Annotated in this window: 16 protein-coding genes and 1 pseudogene; 4 read left to right on the top strand and 13 right to left on the bottom strand. The window is 66.6% G+C overall.

Going from position 1 to position 15,550, the window contains the following annotated elements; all coding sequences use genetic code 11:
- Positions 1-140 precede the first annotated feature (140 nt).
- From KZ686_RS18335 to KZ686_RS18345, 3 genes are all read right to left on the bottom strand, one after another.
- On the bottom strand, positions 141-1,124 hold the full coding sequence (locus KZ686_RS18335; protein ID WP_265634734.1) for an NAD(P)H-dependent flavin oxidoreductase: 984 nt from the start codon (positions 1,122-1,124) through the stop codon (positions 141-143).
- 41 nt (positions 1,125-1,165) lie between these two features.
- The gene (locus KZ686_RS18340; protein WP_265635288.1) at positions 1,166-1,783 is read right to left on the bottom strand and encodes a 2-hydroxychromene-2-carboxylate isomerase; all 618 of its coding nucleotides are present in this window, start codon (positions 1,781-1,783) and stop codon (positions 1,166-1,168) included.
- 143 nt (positions 1,784-1,926) lie between these two features.
- Positions 1,927-2,376, bottom strand: a complete 450-nt coding sequence (locus KZ686_RS18345) for an Lrp/AsnC family transcriptional regulator (RefSeq protein ID WP_265635290.1) — start codon at positions 2,374-2,376, stop codon at positions 1,927-1,929.
- Positions 2,377-2,540: 164 nt separating this feature from the next.
- Between KZ686_RS18345 and KZ686_RS18350 the strand changes: the two genes are divergently transcribed.
- Both KZ686_RS18350 and nhaA read left to right on the top strand, forming a co-directional pair.
- Positions 2,541-3,410 (top strand): DMT family transporter, encoded by an 870-nt coding sequence (locus KZ686_RS18350; RefSeq protein WP_149319624.1) that lies wholly within the window; start codon positions 2,541-2,543, stop codon positions 3,408-3,410.
- 436 nt (positions 3,411-3,846) lie between these two features.
- Positions 3,847-5,085, top strand: coding sequence for a Na+/H+ antiporter NhaA (nhaA, locus tag KZ686_RS18355; RefSeq protein WP_265634736.1), 1,239 nt, complete (start codon positions 3,847-3,849; stop codon positions 5,083-5,085).
- A 5-nt stretch (positions 5,086-5,090) separates the two neighbouring features.
- Here the strand turns inward: nhaA and KZ686_RS18360 are convergent, their stop codons facing one another.
- From KZ686_RS18360 to KZ686_RS18370, 3 genes are all read right to left on the bottom strand, one after another.
- Positions 5,091-5,615 (bottom strand): carboxymuconolactone decarboxylase family protein, encoded by a 525-nt coding sequence (locus tag KZ686_RS18360; protein WP_150082217.1) that lies wholly within the window; start codon positions 5,613-5,615, stop codon positions 5,091-5,093.
- A gap of 132 nt (positions 5,616-5,747) precedes the next feature.
- On the bottom strand, positions 5,748-6,815 hold the full coding sequence (locus tag KZ686_RS18365) for a Bug family tripartite tricarboxylate transporter substrate binding protein (RefSeq protein WP_223819446.1): 1,068 nt from the start codon (positions 6,813-6,815) through the stop codon (positions 5,748-5,750).
- Positions 6,816-6,849: 34 nt separating this feature from the next.
- Entirely contained in the window at positions 6,850-7,644 is a 795-nt protein-coding gene (locus KZ686_RS18370; protein WP_150082216.1) for an SDR family NAD(P)-dependent oxidoreductase, read from the bottom strand.
- A 117-nt stretch (positions 7,645-7,761) separates the two neighbouring features.
- Between KZ686_RS18370 and KZ686_RS18375 the strand changes: the two genes are divergently transcribed.
- Positions 7,762-8,694: a LysR family transcriptional regulator gene (locus KZ686_RS18375; RefSeq protein ID WP_226109287.1), complete on the top strand. Its 933-nt coding sequence runs from the start codon at positions 7,762-7,764 to the stop codon at positions 8,692-8,694.
- Positions 8,695-8,717: 23 nt separating this feature from the next.
- On the opposite strand, the gene KZ686_RS18380 is transcribed toward KZ686_RS18375, so the two are convergent.
- The 6 genes from KZ686_RS18380 to KZ686_RS18405 all read right to left on the bottom strand — a co-directional run bounded on the left by KZ686_RS18380 (position 8,718) and on the right by KZ686_RS18405 (position 13,845).
- Entirely contained in the window at positions 8,718-9,749 is a 1,032-nt protein-coding gene (locus tag KZ686_RS18380) for an asparaginase (RefSeq protein WP_265635292.1), read from the bottom strand.
- A 214-nt stretch (positions 9,750-9,963) separates the two neighbouring features.
- Entirely contained in the window at positions 9,964-10,563 is a 600-nt protein-coding gene (locus KZ686_RS18385; RefSeq protein ID WP_265634740.1) for a thioredoxin family protein, read from the bottom strand.
- Positions 10,564-10,669: 106 nt separating this feature from the next.
- Positions 10,670-11,086: an organic hydroperoxide resistance protein gene (locus KZ686_RS18390; RefSeq protein WP_265634742.1), complete on the bottom strand. Its 417-nt coding sequence runs from the start codon at positions 11,084-11,086 to the stop codon at positions 10,670-10,672.
- A 66-nt stretch (positions 11,087-11,152) separates the two neighbouring features.
- Positions 11,153-11,515 carry a hydroxyquinol 1,2-dioxygenase gene (locus KZ686_RS18395; RefSeq protein ID WP_265634744.1) on the bottom strand — a complete coding sequence of 121 codons (363 nt, stop codon included), beginning with the start codon at positions 11,513-11,515 and terminating at the stop codon, positions 11,153-11,155.
- Positions 11,516-11,803: 288 nt separating this feature from the next.
- Positions 11,804-13,105: an ATP-binding protein gene (locus KZ686_RS18400; protein ID WP_265634746.1), complete on the bottom strand. Its 1,302-nt coding sequence runs from the start codon at positions 13,103-13,105 to the stop codon at positions 11,804-11,806.
- The gene (locus KZ686_RS18405; RefSeq protein WP_265634748.1) at positions 13,102-13,845 is read right to left on the bottom strand and encodes a response regulator; all 744 of its coding nucleotides are present in this window, start codon (positions 13,843-13,845) and stop codon (positions 13,102-13,104) included. The genes KZ686_RS18400 and KZ686_RS18405 overlap by 4 nt, the downstream gene beginning before the upstream one ends.
- A gap of 222 nt (positions 13,846-14,067) precedes the next feature.
- On the opposite strand from KZ686_RS18405, the pseudogene KZ686_RS18410 reads away from it, so the two are divergent.
- Positions 14,068-14,778 (top strand): annotated as a pseudogene (locus KZ686_RS18410) (cytochrome c biogenesis CcdA family protein); the annotation flags it as partial.
- 58 nt (positions 14,779-14,836) lie between these two features.
- Here the strand turns inward: KZ686_RS18410 and KZ686_RS18415 are convergent.
- On the bottom strand, positions 14,837-15,550 hold the full coding sequence (locus KZ686_RS18415) for a DUF3299 domain-containing protein (protein WP_265634750.1): 714 nt from the start codon (positions 15,548-15,550) through the stop codon (positions 14,837-14,839).

Genomic DNA, 15,550 nt, shown 5'->3' on the forward strand with positions numbered 1-15,550 from the left:
GTCTCGGGCTCCTGCCCCAGGCTCCAGGCTCCGGGTTGCGGGTTGCGGGCTGCGGACTCAGGACTCGGGGCTTTCCGCGTTTCCGGCACCCGGCTTCCCCGCATGGCACGAGGCACCGTGCCTCGCCCATGCTTTACCGCTCAGCGCCGCGCGTCGAACATCCCCGCCAGCCGCTCGAACGTCAGCTGCTCGGCTTCCCTGACGATCCGGTCGATCAGCGTCTTGACGCTCGGGATATCGTGGATCAGGCCGGCAACCATGCCGCAGCTCCATGCACCGGCCTCGACATCACCCTCCACCATCACCTTCGGATAGATGCCCGCAACCTGGTCGTAGATGTCAGCGATCTTCAGATCGGCGCCCTTCTCGCGTTCGATTTCCAGCAGCCGCTCGACGCCGCCGTTGTTCAGCACGCGTTCGGTATTGCGCAGCGCCCGCATGATCAGCCGCGTATCGAGTTCGCTCGCCTCGACGATGGCCCGCTTGACGTTGACATGCACCGGCGCTACCTCGGTGGCCAGGAAGCGCGTTCCCATATTGATGCCGTCGGCACCCAGCGCCAGCGCGGCCACCAGGCTGCGGCCGTCCGCCATGCCGCCGGATGCGACGAACGGAATCTTCAGTGTTTCGGCGGCCCGCGGCAGCAGGATCATGTTGGGCACGTCGTCCTCGCCCGGATGGCCGCCGCATTCGAAGCCGTCCACGCTGGCCGCATCGCAGCCGATCCTCTCGGCCTTCAGCGCGTGGCGCACCGACGTGCATTTGTGGATCACCTTGATGCCGGCCGCCTTCAGGGCCGGCATGTACTGCTCGGGACTGCGGCCCGCGGTCTCGACGATGCGCACGCCGCCCTCGGCGATCGCGGCGATGTACTCCGCATAGGGCGGCTCCGAGAACGTCGGCAGAAAGGTCAGATTGACGCCGAACGGCTGGTCCGTCATCTCGCGGCAACGCGCGATTTCCTTGGCGAGCAGCTCGGGCGTGCGCTGCGTCAGCGCGGTAATGATGCCCAGGCCGCCGGCATTGGAGACGGCCGCCGCCAGATCGGCCAGGCCGACGAAATGCATGCCGCCCTGGATGATCGGATAGCGGATCGCGAACAGTTCAGTGATGCGTGTTTTCATGGGCAGGAAGGCTCCGAACGAGTGGAATGACCGAACGCGAATCAGGCGGCGCGCGCCCGCACGATTTCCTCTTCGACATCGCGCAGGCTGTCCTTGCCGAAGAAGATCTCGTCGTCGACGAAGAAAGTCGGCGCGCCGAATGCCCCGCGCTCGAATGCGCGCTGCGTATTGGCCAGCAGCGTTTCCTTAACGGCCGGCTGATTGATCGCCTCGAGCAGGCGGGCACCATCGAGCCCCGCCTCGTTCAGCGCGGCCTCGATCACGGCCGGATCGTCCATCTTCAATCCGCGCTCCCACATCGCGCCGAAGACCGCATCGACATAACGCGTGAAGCTGCCATCCTGACTCGCTGCGATCGCGCCTCGCATGATCTGCAGGGTATTGACCGGAAAGTGGGGATTCATACGAAACGCGGTCAGGCCATGCCGCCTGACGAAGCGTTCCATTTCCAGACGGCCATATTCCGGCTTGTTCTTGATGCCGGCAAACGCCTCCACCGGCGAGCGATTGCCGGTCAGCCGAAACAGGCCGCCGAGCAGAATCGGAACGTATTCGAATGTCACGCCGGTGCGCGCTTCAATGTCCGGAATGACCTTGTGCGCGAGATAGGCGTTGGGGCTGCCGAAATCGAACAGGAACTGCGCGTTGACGGTACGCATCGCTTGTCTCCACCTCGGATGGTGATTGTTGCCGGACGGTCCGGCCGGCCGGTTTCCCGCAACAATGTACCGTCGATCGGATTTTTGGCAAGGCTTTACGCGCACGTTCCACGATGCAGTTCTGGCGCGCAAGCGACGAGGCGCTAGTCGCCGGCCTTTCCGATCGGCGCGCCGCGCTTGTGCACCACCTTGGCCTTGACCACCGAGGTATTGGTTTCCGCCATTTGCGCGACGCGATCGAGCAGGCCATCCAGTTCCTCGATCGATCGCACATACAGCCGGGCCACAAAGCAATCCTCGCCGGTCACCTTGTCGCATTCGCCAATCTCGGGAATCTCGGCAATGAGCTTCTGCACGATATGGAGCTTGCCGGGCAACGGCCGGATGCGAACGATCGCCTGCAGCGGATAGCCGAGTGCAGCGGGATCGATATCGATGGTGAAGGCGCGAATCACCTTGCGCTCTTCCAGGCGTTTCAGCCGTTCCGAAGTGCTCGGCGAAGACAGGCCGACACGAGCGGCCAGTTCCTTCAGTGAAATCCGGGCGTCCTCGGCCAGCACGGCAAGAATGCGCCGATCGACATCGTCGAGCATTTTTTTGATTCCTTTAGGGAAGAAGGGGTTATGCCTTTCAAATACAGGAAAGGAGGCGATCCATCCTAATAATGGGTATAGAATCCGCGCCCTTGTCATGCGATTCTAAACACCATTGAGCCTTCAGGAGAAAGACGGTGAATTTCCTACGCGGCACTGCCGAAATGACGGCCTCGATGGTGTTGTCCGGCACCATCGGCTGGTTCGTGGTCGAGTCCGGACAGCCGATACGCGACGTGGTGTTCTGGCGCTGCCTGTTCGGCGCGCTGACCTTGCTGGCGGTCTGCGGCGCGCTGGGCATGCTGCGGCAGCTGACCTGGCGAACGCTCGGGCTCGCGGCGCTGGGCGGCGTCGCCATCGTGATGAACTGGCTGCTGCTGTTCGCGGCCTATCCGCGCGCGTCCATTTCGATCGCGACGGCGGTCTACAACACGCAACCGTTCATGCTGGTGGCACTGGGCGCGCTGCTGTTTTCCGAGCGCATCACGCTGACCAAGCTGGCCTGGCTGCTGATCGCGTTCGCGGGGGTGCTGATGATCGTGCAGGCCAAGCCGGATCACGGGCATGGCGCGACCGACTATCTCGGGGGCATCGCGCTGGCGCTTGGCGCGGCGTTCTTCTATGCGGTGGCGGCCATCATCACCAAGCGGCTGTCGGGCGTGCCGCCGCATCTGATCGCACTGATCCAGGCCTGCGTCGGCATGGCGATGCTGGCGCCGTTCGCGAATCTGTCGGACCTCGCGGCTTATGACGGTTCGTGGCCGATGCTGGTGACGATCGGCGTCGTTCATACCGGGCTGGTCTATATCCTGCTGTACGGCGCGATCCAGAAGCTGTCGACGGCGATGACGGCGGCGCTGTCCTTCATCTATCCGGTGGTGGCGATCGTCGTCGACATGGTGGCGTTCGGGTTGCGCCTGGACTGGGCGCAATGGGCCGGCGCCGCGGCAATCCTGATCGCGGCCGCCGGCATGACGCTTGGATGGCGGCTGCCGTTCGCGCGCCGGTCCGGCGCCGCTGCGACGCGGAGCTGACCCACCTCAGCAACGCTCCAGCCTTCCTGCCGCCCCTTTCCGGCAATCCGCTTCCGGCAATCCGCTTCCGGAAATCCGGTTCCGCCCATTCGGTTCCGCCCATTCGGTTCCGCCCATTCGGTTCCGGCCATTCGGTTCCGGCAATCGGGTTCCGGTATACTTCCGCGCGGGTGCTCACCCCACGGGGTGGCAGGATCAGCGTCGGTCGGGCCGCCACGCGGCTTTTCCGCGACCGATGCATGCACCACCCTCATCCAGACCATTTCACTGGTCGACTCTCCGCTTCCACGCGCTGTCACGCAACGCCGCCCTCCGCGCCTCCCGGCCGCGGGAGCCGCGGCGCCTGCGCGCGCGCCATTCCCTTCGCTTCCATCCCGGCATATCTGCCGGTATGTCTTCCGGTATGTCTCCCGGTATAGCTCCCAAGAGAGGCCCCATGGCAATCGTACAAAGAAGACTCTCCAATACCTTCCAGCGCTTTTTCGAGTCCGAGAAGGCGGGTGGCATCCTGCTGATCGTCTGCACCGTCATTTCGCTGATATTGGCCAATTCGCCGATCGGCGACCAGTACCTCCATCTGTGGCATGTGAAGGTCGCCAGCCTTAGCGTCGAGCACTGGATCAATGACGCGCTGATGGCGATCTTCTTCCTGTTGATCGGCCTCGAACTCGAACGCGAGCTGTACAACGGCGAGCTGTCCAGCCTGCGCAATGCGCTGCTGCCCATCGTCGCGGCGGCCGGCGGCATTGCCGTTCCCGCACTGATCCACTTCGGATTCAACGGCGGCACCCCGACGCAGGCTGGCATCGGCATTCCGATGGCGACGGACATCGCCTTCGCGCTCGGCGTGCTGGCGCTGCTCGGCAGCCGCGTGCCGGCTTCGCTGAAGGTCTTCCTGACCGCGCTAGCCGTGATGGACGACCTCGGCGCCATCATCGTGATCGCGCTGTTCTACACGGCCGAGCTGGCGTTCGTCTACCTGCTCGGCGCCCTCGCGGTGTTCGGCGCGCTGCTGTTCCTGAATCGCGTGCTGCGCGTGATGTCGCTGATTCCCTATCTGCTGGGCGGCGCGCTGATGTGGTTCCTGATGCTGAAGTCCGGCGTGCACGCGACGATCGCCGGCGTGCTGCTGGCCTTCGCGATTCCGTTCTCCGCCCGACAGGACGACGCGGCATCGCCGTCGCATCGGCTCGAGCATGTGCTGCACCGGCCGGTGGCCTTCGTGATCCTGCCGATCTTCGCGCTGGCGAACACCGGCATCGTGATCGGCAGCGACTGGGCGCAGGAGCTGGCCTCGTCGAACAGCCTGGGCATCCTGGCCGGGCTGGTGGTCGGCAAACCGCTGGGCATCACGATCGTGAGCTTCCTGGCGGTCGCCATCGGCATCTGCAAGCTGCCGCTGGACCTGCGCTGGCGCCATGTGTTCGGCGCGGGCCTGCTGGGCGGCATCGGCTTCACGATGTCGATCTTCATCACCAACCTGGCCTTCACCGGCGAGCCCGGCGTGATCAATGCCTCGAAGATGGCGATCCTGCTGGCGTCGCTGAGCGCGGGTGTGCTGGGCTTCGTCTGGCTGAAGCTGTTCGGCAAGCCGGTCGCGTCCGATGTCGATATGGACACGATGGACTTCGAGTCGGACCAGGCACCGCCCGCAGGTGGCTCCGCGGTGCGCTGACCGCGCTATCTTGCGTCGTGCGAATGCACCTGCAGGGCCTCGAGGAAGCGCGACACCATGTTGTACGCCGCGATCGTCGCGGTCAGCTCGACCACATGCCGGTGCGAAAAGTGCCGGGCGATCTCCGCGAACACCGCCGGCTCGACGCGGATGTCGCGCGTCATCGCGTCGGTGTAGGCGAGGACCGCCCGCTCGACGTCGACGAACAGCGTGCTGTCGCGCCAGGCGGGCAACGCATCGAGCTGGGCCTGCGTCATGCCTTCCTTCAGCGCGATCGGCGCGTGCTGGTCGGCTTCGTAGGAAGCCCCGTTCAGGATCGCCACGCGCATGATCACCATCTCCCGCAGCGCGCCCGGCAAGGTGGACTTCTGGCGGATGGCGGTCAGATAGGTCAGCCAGCCCTCGGCGACGGGCGGCGCGTGCAGCAGCATCTGATAGAGGTGCAGCACGCTGCCGCGCTCGGCGGCGATCCGCTCGGCCAGCGGCTGAATGTCGGGCGCCGAAAGATCGGCGTAGGGAATGGCGGCCATGTCGATGTCCGTAGTGGGATGGATGGTTCGGTGTTTCAGTCGGCGAAGATCGCTTGCCGAAGATCGTTCGGCAAAGTTCGTTCGCCGAGGACGGCTCGGCGAAGATTGTTCGGCAAGGATCGTCGCCGGCAATCACTCGGCGACGATCACCTTGCGGCGCACGAGGTCGCCCATGGCGGCCGCGTCCTTGTTGACCCGGGCGGCGAACGCCTCGGGACTGCTGTTGACGATATCGAAGGCATTCTCCGCGAATCGCTTCGATACCTCCGGATCGTGCATGACCTTGTGGGTTGCCGCCAGCAGCTTGCCGCGGACCTCCGGCGGCAGGCCATGCGGCGCGACCAGGCCAATCCAGGTCGGATATTCGAAGCCCGGAATCACTTCGCTCATGGTCGGCACGTCGGGCAACATCGCCGAGCGCTTTGGCGAGCTGACGGCCAGCGCGCGGACCTTGCCGGCCTTGATATGCGGCAGCATCACCGACAGGCCGGCAAACGCATACTGGACATGGCCGCCCAGCAGATCGGTCAGCAACGGCGCCGCGCCCTTGTACGGGATATGGGTCGTCGCCAGCTGCCGGGCGAGCGACAGCTGCGCGCTGTTGACGTGCCCTGCCGACGCCGTTCCCGCCGAACCATACGACGTGTTCGGATTCGCCTTCAGATAGGTCACCAGCTGATCGAGATTGTTGGCCGGCAGCGCGTTGTTGACGACGAGCACCTGCGGCGTGGTGACCAGCAGGCTCAGGTAGTCGAACGACTTGAAGGTATCGAAGCGCAGGTTCTTGACCGTGTAGTGGTTCACCGCGTGCGAATCGAGCGCGAGCATCAGCGTATAGCCGTCCGGCTTCGCCCGCGCCAGGTCGGCCGCGCCGAGCGAGCCGCTGGCGCCGGGCTTGTTCTCGATGACGATCGGCTGGCCCAGCTCCCGTCCCAGCGCGCCGGAAATCGTGCGCGCGGTCTGGTCCACCGCGCCGCCGGGCGCGAACGGCACGATCAGGCGAATCGGCTGGCTCGGATACGCCTGGCTCCAGGCGGGCGCGGCGTGAAAAAGGGCAGCGGCGGCCAGCGCCGCGGCCCCAAGCAGGCGCCGGGATCGGTTTGTCATCGTTGTCTCCTTGTCGTTGTCGTTGTCGTTGTCGCTGTCGTTGTCGCTGTCGTTGCCGTTATCGATGGCAAGGCCGGCGAGAGCCTTGCCCATGCCATGCGGCAATGCCGCCGCTATCGCTGTTTATCTATCGCGTCGCGGCAACCAGCCCGCCGTCGACGACAATCTCGGTGCCGGTGATATAGCGGCTCTCGTCGGCTGCCAGGAACAGCACCGCGTGCGCGGTGTCCCAGCCATCGCCCATGCGCTGCATCGGCACCTGGCCATGCCGATGGGCGATGAACGCCTCGGTATCGCCGCCCGCATACTTGGCCGCCAACCCTTCGATCAGCGGGGTATGCATCAGGCCGGGCACCACGCAGTTCAGGCGGATGTTGTCCGGCGCGTGAATCACCGCGGTGGTCCGCGTGAAATGCATCAGGCCCGCCTTGGCCGCGGCATAGGCGACCTGCGGCTTGCCCACATAACGCAGCCCGGCCACCGAGGCGATATTGACGATAGCGCCGCCGCCCTGCGTCTTCATGATCGGCAGCACGTGCTTGCAGGCCAGGAACGCGCCCTTCAGGTTCACCTGCATCTGCGCGTCCCAGACCGCTTCGTCCATCTCGATGGGACCCCCGGGCTGCGACAGGCCGACGTTATTGACCAGGATATCGATGCGGCCATGGCGCGACAGGCAGGCCTGCACCGCGCGCTCGACCTGCTCGGCGCTGGTGCTGTCGCAGGCGAGCACATCGGCGTCGAAGCCTTCCGCGGCAATCAGTTCGCGCGTGCGCATCGCATGCGCCAGATGCAGGTCCGTGCCGAAGACTCGCGCCCCCTGCCGCGCCATCAGCATGGCGGTGGCGCGTCCGTTTCCCCACCCTTCGGCGACGGCGCCGCATCCCATGATCAGCGCTACCTTGCCGTTCAGATCCAGCATCTCGTCTCCGTTGTCGAGGTCTGCAAAGAAGTCCCGCAAAAGCTTGCGCGGCCCATTCTAGGGAGACTACATTTATTGCGGAAATTCCCTTTGTCTATAGATTGATAGCCCTGAAGAATGAATATCACGCCCCGCCAACTCCGGATCTTTCTCGCGCTGGCGCAATCGCTGAACTTCAGCCGCACCGCCGAGCAGTTCTTCGTCACGCAACCGTCGTTGAGCAAGGCCGTCAAGGAGATGGAGGAGGAGCTGGGCATCGCGCTGTTCGAACGGTCGACGCGCAGCGTGCGCCTGACGCCGGCGGGCGAGCAGCTGGTGCCGATGGCCCGCCGCATCGTCGGCGAGTTCGATTCCGGCCTGCGGCATCTGCAGAGCCGCGCGGAACAGGAGGCGCAGCGGCTGTCGATCGCCGCGCTGCCGTCGCTGGCCAATGTGTTGTTGCCCGGCGTCTGCGCGGCACTGGAGAAGCGCTACCCGCATGCGCAGATCGCCGTGCACGACTGCGCGGACCAGGCCGCGGTACAGCGCGTGATCGATTACCAGGTCGACTTCGCGCTGGCCTCCGCCTCGCCGTCGAACCCCGAGCTGCTGTTCCAGGAGATCCTGCGCGATCGCTTTGTGCTGCTGGCCCCGGCGCAGTGGCGCAAGCCCTTGCGCAAGCGGATGCACATGGACGAACTGGCCGGCCTGCCCCTGATCAGCATGACCGACCGCAGCACCGCGATGAAGTACATGAGCGCCGCGTTCCTGCAGCGCGGCGTGCAGTTCCGGCCGAAGCTGCAGCTGGACCAGATCGGCACCATCGCCGGCTTCGTCAAGGAAGGGCTGGGCATTGCGGTCCTGCCCTATCTGGGCATCATGCCGCTGCTGTCGCTCAAGGGCATGCGCGTGGCCGAGATCGTGGACGGACCGGTGCGGTCCGTCGGCCTGGTCAGCCGCAAGACGTCGCCGCCCTCGGAAATCGCGGCGCAGGCCATGGCGGAGGTCGGCATCGTCGCCGACCGGCTGAAGCGGCGGTGGCCGGGCTGGATCTGGCCACCGGCCGCATAGCGGACTCAGGAGCGCTGCCCGCCCTAGCGGCTGAACGCCGCCTGCAGGTCGGCCTGGCTCGTCAGTCCTCGCTGCAACAGCAGCATCAGCAGGATGCGCGCCTTGGCCGGCTTCAGATCGTCCGCCATCACGGCGCCGGCGTCGAAGCTGGTCTTGCCGCCGCCGACGAAGCCGTAGTTCGGCAGCACGCGCCCGTTGTGCACGCGGGTAGAGATCACCACCGGCACCTTCTTCGACAGCGCGTATTTGACGGCCTCGAACATCGGCTGGTTCATGTTGCCCATGCCGAGCGCCTGCACCACGACGCCCTTGACGCCGCGGTCGACCGCGTTGCGCAGCGCCGCGCCGTCCGCCCCGCCGTACATCGCCACGATCTCGACCTCCGGCATCTTGTCGGTCTGGATCGGAATGTGCTGGCGGCGCGATGGGGTGCTGGTGTAGATCACGCGGTCCGGATATACCTCGCCGATAAAGCCGAAGTCGCCCGAGTTGAACGTCTCGACGTTCGAGGTGTGGGTCTTGGTGACGTAGCGGGCGGCATTGATCTGGTTGTTCATCGCCAGCATCACGCCCTTGCCCTTCGATTGCTCGTCGACGGCGATGCGCGCGGCGTTCAGCAGATTGCGCGGGCCGTCGAAGTCAGGCGACGATGCGTTGCGTTGCGCGCCGATCAGCACGACGGGCTTGTCCGAGCGCACCGTCAGATCGAGCCAGTACGCGGTTTCCTCCAGCGTATCGGTGCCGTGCGACACGATCACGCCGGCCACGTCGGGCCGATCGAGCGATGCCTGCACGGCCCGGGTCAGCGCGATCCAGCGCGGCGGGTCCATGTAGTCCGACGGCACGTTGGACAGGTTGTTGACCTGGATGGTCGCGTACTTGCCGATATCGGGCACCGTGGCAAGCAGGTCGTCGCCCGATATCGCCGGCACCGGCGCATTCTTGACGGGATCGATCTTCATCGCGATGGTGCCGCCCGTGGCGATGAACTGCACCACGGGCTTGCCTTGCGCAAAAGCGGGGGCGGAGGCGGTGGCGGACGCGAACAACAGCATGCTGAGCAGGGCGCGGGTTGGCTTCATTCGAAGTCTCCTGGGATGTGATTATCGGAACCCGGGCCAGGCCTCTGCCTGGGACCGGCGGGTTCGCCTGCATTGGGCCACATCCTGGCACCGCGCGCCATCCGGGCGACTCCCCGGGTCCGCTGAACCCCATTCCCCGCATGCACCGGGGCGCCGCGCTACGCCCCGGCCGGAGACAGGCCCTGCATTACTTGCGCTGCGCCAGCGCGTTGCGGATCGCCGCCTCCGTTTCCGCGTACTGCCCTTCCCCGAAATGCTGGTAGACGATCCTGCCTTCCGCATCGACCAGATAGAGCGCGGGCCAGTATCGGTTGTGGTAGGCGGACCATGTCGCATAGCGATTGTCCTGCGCGACCGGATAGCGGATATCGAAGCGCTTGATCGCGGCCTGCACGTTGGCAGTCGACTTTTCGAACGGGAATTCGGGCGTATGCACGCCGACCACCACCAGTCCCTGGTCCTTGTATTTGTCGTGCCACTGCTTGATGTAGGGCAGCGTGTTGATGCAATTGATGCAGGAATAGGTCCAGAAATCGACCAGCACGACCTTGCCGCGCAAGCCCTCCATCGAAAGCGGCTGCGAATTCAGCCAGCGCTCGATGCCGGCGAATTCGGGGGCCCTGGTTTGATTGGGGATAGTGGAACCAACAGCGGAACCAACAGCGGAACCAGCAGCGGGACCAGCGGGGGAACCCCCGGCGGAACCAACGGCGTTGGCGCCATTGCCGATGAAGCAGACCGCGGCGATGCCCGCGGCGGCCAATGTGGTGGCGAGAAGGGTGCGCATGATGTCGGACAGGTCGATTGGAATGATGGGATGCGGTGATGCGGGGCCGCGGACCGCGGAAGCCGGCCCTTGCCGGTCGCTCGACCGGCGCAGGGCGGCCACACGGTCAGACCAGCACGGTCTCCACGTGGAGGTTGCCGCGCGTTGCCTTCGAGTACGGGCAGATGCCGTGCGCCGCCTCGACCAGTGCGCGAGCCACCTCGCCGTCCACGCCCGGAATATGGACGCGCAGCCGGGCCTGCAGCAGGAAGGCATCGCCGGCCATGGCGAGGTCGACCTCGGCGTCCACCGACGGGGCGGACGGCAGCGAGACGTTCAGCTTGCTGGCGGCCCGGCCCAGCGCGCCGATGTAGCAGGCGGACCAGCCCGCGGCAAACAGCTGCTCCGGATTGGTGCCGGCGCCCTTGCTTCCCGGCGGCGACAGCTTCAGGCTCAACCGGCCGTCGTCGCTGTGCGCCTCGCCGTCTCGTCCGCCGGTGGTGTGGACCTTGCCCGTGTACAGCACCTTGTCGATCTGGGTCATCTGGATTTCCTCGCTGATTCGATGAATGGGATGCGTTCGATGATGGTGGTATCGCTGGCCGAAGCGTCAGGCGTAGGCGCCGTCGAGATAGGGATCGACGCTGCGCGCGGGCTCGGCCGAGACGCCGGTGCGGTCCTGGCCGGCCAGCGTACGGGCACCGTCGCTGTACGGGTCGAACTGGCGGGCACCGTCGTTGAACGGGTCGGTCTGGCGCGCGCCGTCGCTGTAGACGCTGCGCGGCTCTTGCGCCGAGCGGGCGCCGCTGCTGTACGGGTCGCGTGCGTCGGCCACCGAGCGGGCGCCCTCGGTGTACGGGTCGCGTGCGTCGGGCTGGCCGAAGCCGGCGGCGTGCGCGCCTGCGGCAGTCGTAGCGGCAGCGGCGGCGAGCGAGAGGGCAAGGACGAAGCGCTTGGCGAATTGGGCGGTCATGATCGGTTTCCTTTAAAGAGAGTTGGTGTTGCCAGGTCTTGGGTAGTTGGGTATTGCGCGGTCCGGATCGCTTCGTTGGTGTTCAGCGCCGGGCCACGGATGCCATTTAAGGAGACCGACGTATCGCGCCCGTAGCGGATGCGGGGCGTTTTTGTCTGGATGCGTATCGCGGCGAACGCCGGATACAAAGGCATACAAAGCGGGAAAAAAAATCGGCCCTGGGGGGCCGATGTCATAAGCAGAAGGGGCGCGGGAAGGGCGCGGGAAGGGGCGCGGGAAGGCGCGCAGTCAGCCCAGCCGGACCTCCGCCGCCAGTCCGCCGCCCTCCCGATTGCGCAGCGTCAGCGTGCCGCCGATGGCCGTCGTCAGCTCGTGGGCGATCGCCAGGCCCAGGCCGGTGCCGCCGGTTTCCCGGCTGCGCGACTGCTCCAGGCGCACGAAGGGCTTGAGGACGGCCTCCAGCTGATCGTCCGGGATGCCGCTACCGCGATCGAGCACTTCGATCGCCACCACGTCGCGGTCGCGGCGCACGCGCAGTTCGGCCGATCCGCCGAACTTGATCGCGTTGTCGATCAGATTGGTCAGCACGCGCCGCAACGCATGCGGCCGCGTGACGATGGCCCCGCCGGCGTTCTGCAGTACCGTGACGTCCTTGCCGGTGTCCTGGTAATCGTAGGCCAGGCTCTCGACAAAGGAGCCCAGATCGACCCGCGACGCCTTTTCTCCATCGCCATGCGCGCTGCGGGCGTACGCCAGGCCTTCCTGGACCAGCGTCTGGATCTCCGACAGGTCGTTCAGCATCTTGCGCTTCTCGTCCGAATCGTCGGCCATTTCGGCCCGCAGCTTCATCCGCGTGATCGGCGTCTGCAGGTCATGCGAGATCGCGGCGAGGATCTGCACGCGTTCCTCGACGAAACGCGCAATGCGTCCGCGCATCGCATTGAACGCCCGCGCGGCACGGGCCAGCTCGGTCGGACCGGACTCGTCGAGCGGCGCGGACTGGGTGTTGGGATCGAGCGCATCGGCGGCATCGCCGAGCGCGACCAGCGGCCGGATCGCCAGCCGCACCGCAAACCAGCAGCACAGGATCAGCAACAGCAGCTGCAGGATCAATACATACGGCAGCCACTGCGCGATCGGCGTCATGCGCGGATGCACGTCGATGGTCAGCGGACTGCCATCGCTCAGCGTCAGATGCGCCTGCACGCGCTTGCCGTCGCCGGGGATCGACTCCACCCGCACCGGAAAACGCCCGCCGCTCGCTTCGGTGATCCGTTCGGCGATATCCCTGCCCCGCGCGGTCATCTCCGGCACGCCGGGCAGGCCGGTGCCAAGGATGTACTGATAATTGCCGCGATTGACGCGCGGCAGCCACTGCGGCCGCTCCGCCGCCGGCAGCCGGTCGAGGATGGCGATCGACGTGGCGACATCGGTTTCCAGCGTGCCGAGCATCACCTGCCGCGCGGACATATAGCGCTCGGAAAACAGCACCGCGAACGACAGCCCATGCGCGACGACGAGGCCCGTCAGCAGGATCAGGAACAGGCGCGAGCGCAGCGTGCGGGGCCAGGCCCAGCCGGGGGCCTTCACTGCCGGGCCTCGCGGATCTCCACCGGCGCGGCGAAGACATAGCCCTCGCTGCGCACGGTCTTGATATAGCTGGGCTCGCGCGCATCGTCGTTCAGGCGCTGGCGCAGGCGGCTGACCAGCAGGTCGATCGAGCGCTCGAACATCTCGGCCTCGCGGCCCTGCGTCAGATTGAGCAGCTGGTCGCGATTGAGCACGCGCTGCGGATGGTCGACGAACACGCGCAGCAGCCGGTATTCCGCGCCGCTCAGCGCGACGATGGTGCCCTCGGCATCGATCAGGTGGCGCGCGGTCGTATCGAGCTGCCAGTTGCCGAAGGCCAGGATCTGTCCGGCCTCGGTGATCTGCAGGTTCGGCGGCAGCATGCGGGTACGGCGCAGCACGGCCTTGATGCGGGCCAGCAGTTCGCGCGCGGCGAAGGGCTTGGCCAGATAGTCGTCGGCACCCATTTCCAGGCCGATGATGCGGTCGGTCTCGTCGTCGCGGGCGGTCAGCATCAGCACCGGCGTGGCCCTGTGCTTGCCGGCGCGCAGCTCGCGGCACAGCACGAGGCCGTCGTCGCCGGGCAGCATCACGTCGAGCACGATCAGGTCGACGGTATTGGCTTCCAGAAACGTGCGCATGTGGCGGCCATCGGGCGCCACCGTCACGCGCAGACCGTTCTTGGTCAGATAGGTCGAGACCAGTTCCCGGATTTCCCGGTCGTCATCGACGATGAGGATATGGTCGACGTGGGCGTCCATGGTTGTCACCGGCAGTTGAAGGAGAGTGAGAGGAGAGCGAGCGCAGAGCGATATGCCCACCGCCCCGGCATTGTATGGGGACGGCAAATCCGCGTGTATCGCAATGTATCCGGCCGGGAAGGCCCCACATTGCGGTACAAACTCGCCCCTTCGCGACACATCGCAGCGACGCCGGCCGGGTCTGATCGAGGGCAAGCCAACCCCTTGCCTGGAGACACGATCATGACCTTGCTGATTCTCGCCTACCTCGGCGGCGCCCTGACCATCCTGAGCCCCTGCATCCTGCCGGTGCTGCCCTTCGTGCTGAGCCGTACCGGACAGCCCTTCCTGCGCGGCACGCTGCCGATGCTGGCCGGCATGGCGCTGACCTTTGCCGCTGTCGTGACGCTGGCCTCGGTCGGCGGCGCCTGGGTGGTCCGGGCCAACGAATACGGGCGCCTGGCCGCGCTGGCGCTGCTGGCGGTGTTCGGACTATCGCTGCTGCTGCCCCGGCTTGCCGATGCGCTGGCCCATCCGCTGGTGGCGCTGGGCAACCGCCTCGCCGACGGGCGCGGCAACGGCAACAGCACCGTGTGGGGCTCACTCGGCCTGGGCGCGGCCACCGGCATGCTGTGGGCCCCGTGCGCCGGTCCGATTCTCGGGCTGGTGCTGACCGGTGCGGCGCTGAACGGCGCCAGCGTGTCCACGTCGCTGGCGCTGCTGGCCTACGCCGCCGGCGCAGCGACCTCGCTGGCGGCGGCGCTGGGCATCGGCGGCCGCGTGCTGGCCGCGATGAAGCGCTCGATGGGCGCGAGCGAATGGCTGCGCCGCGCGCTGGGCGTGGCCGTGCTGGGCGGCGTGCTGGCGATCGCCACGGGCGCCGATACGGGGCTGCTGGCCCGCCTGTCGACCAACGGGCCGGCATGGCTGGAGCAGGTGCTGGTCGATGCGGTGGGACTGCCTGCCGGCGCGCACTAGGCCTGAGGGGACCGAGAGGGACCGAGGGCGCCGCTCAGCGCCGCTCGCCCCTCGGTTCCAGATACGGTTCCACCCGCGCCTCCCGCATCGCGTAGCCGCTGTCGCCCATCGCCGTCTCGGCGCGCTCGACGCGCAGCACGCCCTCGATCCACACGGTATCCATCGTGCGGATTCCCTGCAGCGGCGCCTTGGTCTTGACGTGCACGACCTGATTGGCGGGCGGCGGCGGCACGTGGATGCAGGCGCCGAAGTACGGCACCAACAGGAATTCGCGGATCGCCTCGCCCTCGCCGCCCAGCGACACCACGAAGCCCGGCAAACGCACCGGCGAGCCGTCGAGCGACGGTTCGACCGGCGCCTCCTGCCAGTAGCGCTTCGCCTGCTCCAGCGCGGCCTGCGCGCGCGGATCGCCATCCTCCATCTGCGCCAGATCGAGGCCCTTCAGCGGCGCGAGCGGATCCCATCCCTTCGGCAGCAAGGCGTCCCATTCGATTTCGCGATAGCTGGTGGGCGCAGCAGCGGCAGCAGGTGCCTGGCGTTCGAGCGTTTCGCCGATCGCGTATTTCGGCCGCGCCGCCGACGATGACCCGGACGCCTCCGCCGAATCGCCGCCGCGGCGGATCCACCAGAGGCCCGCGGCGCTCACGCCCGCCACCACCGCGAAGCCGCCTGCCGCGCGCAGCCACTTGCGGCGCTGCGGGTTGTTTTGCGCCGGGGTTGGCGTTTCGGTTCGCGTTTGCCTTGTCAT

Origin of the sequence: Cupriavidus cauae (assembly GCF_026210475.1) — a bacterium.
Lineage (GTDB): Bacteria > Pseudomonadota > Gammaproteobacteria > Burkholderiales > Burkholderiaceae > Cupriavidus > Cupriavidus cauae.

Bases quoted from the DNA above. Each gene is read 5' to 3' on its own strand.
- KZ686_RS18345 (WP_265635290.1), bottom strand. From the start codon at position 2,376: ATGCTCGACGATGTCGATCGGCGCATTCTTGCCGTGCTGGCCGAGGAC.
- KZ686_RS18340 (WP_265635288.1), bottom strand. From the start codon at position 1,783: ATGCGTACCGTCAACGCGCAGTTCCTGTTCGATTTCGGCAGCCCCAAC.
- KZ686_RS18370 (WP_150082216.1), bottom strand. From the start codon at position 7,644: ATGCTGGATCTGAACGGCAAGGTAGCGCTGATCATGGGATGCGGCGCC.
- KZ686_RS18360 (WP_150082217.1), bottom strand. From the start codon at position 5,615: ATGGCCGCCATTCCCTACGCCGATCTTTCGGCGCCCGACATTCAGCCG.
- KZ686_RS18405 (WP_265634748.1), bottom strand. From the start codon at position 13,845: ATGGACGCCCACGTCGACCATATCCTCATCGTCGATGACGACCGGGAA.
- KZ686_RS18415 (WP_265634750.1), bottom strand. From the start codon at position 15,550: ATGACAAGGCAAACGCGAACCGAAACGCCAACCCCGGCGCAAAACAAC.
- KZ686_RS18350 (WP_149319624.1), top strand. From the start codon at position 2,541: ATGACGGCCTCGATGGTGTTGTCCGGCACCATCGGCTGGTTCGTGGTC.
- KZ686_RS18335 (WP_265634734.1), bottom strand. From the start codon at position 1,124: ATGAAAACACGCATCACTGAACTGTTCGCGATCCGCTATCCGATCATC.
- nhaA (WP_265634736.1), top strand. From the start codon at position 3,847: ATGGCAATCGTACAAAGAAGACTCTCCAATACCTTCCAGCGCTTTTTC.
- KZ686_RS18380 (WP_265635292.1), bottom strand. From the start codon at position 9,749: ATGCTGTTGTTCGCGTCCGCCACCGCCTCCGCCCCCGCTTTTGCGCAA.
- KZ686_RS18390 (WP_265634742.1), bottom strand. From the start codon at position 11,086: ATGACCCAGATCGACAAGGTGCTGTACACGGGCAAGGTCCACACCACC.
- KZ686_RS18365 (WP_223819446.1), bottom strand. From the start codon at position 6,815: ATGGGCAAGGCTCTCGCCGGCCTTGCCATCGATAACGGCAACGACAGC.
- KZ686_RS18375 (WP_226109287.1), top strand. From the start codon at position 7,762: ATGAATATCACGCCCCGCCAACTCCGGATCTTTCTCGCGCTGGCGCAA.
- KZ686_RS18395 (WP_265634744.1), bottom strand. From the start codon at position 11,515: ATGACCGCCCAATTCGCCAAGCGCTTCGTCCTTGCCCTCTCGCTCGCC.
- KZ686_RS18385 (WP_265634740.1), bottom strand. From the start codon at position 10,563: ATGCGCACCCTTCTCGCCACCACATTGGCCGCCGCGGGCATCGCCGCG.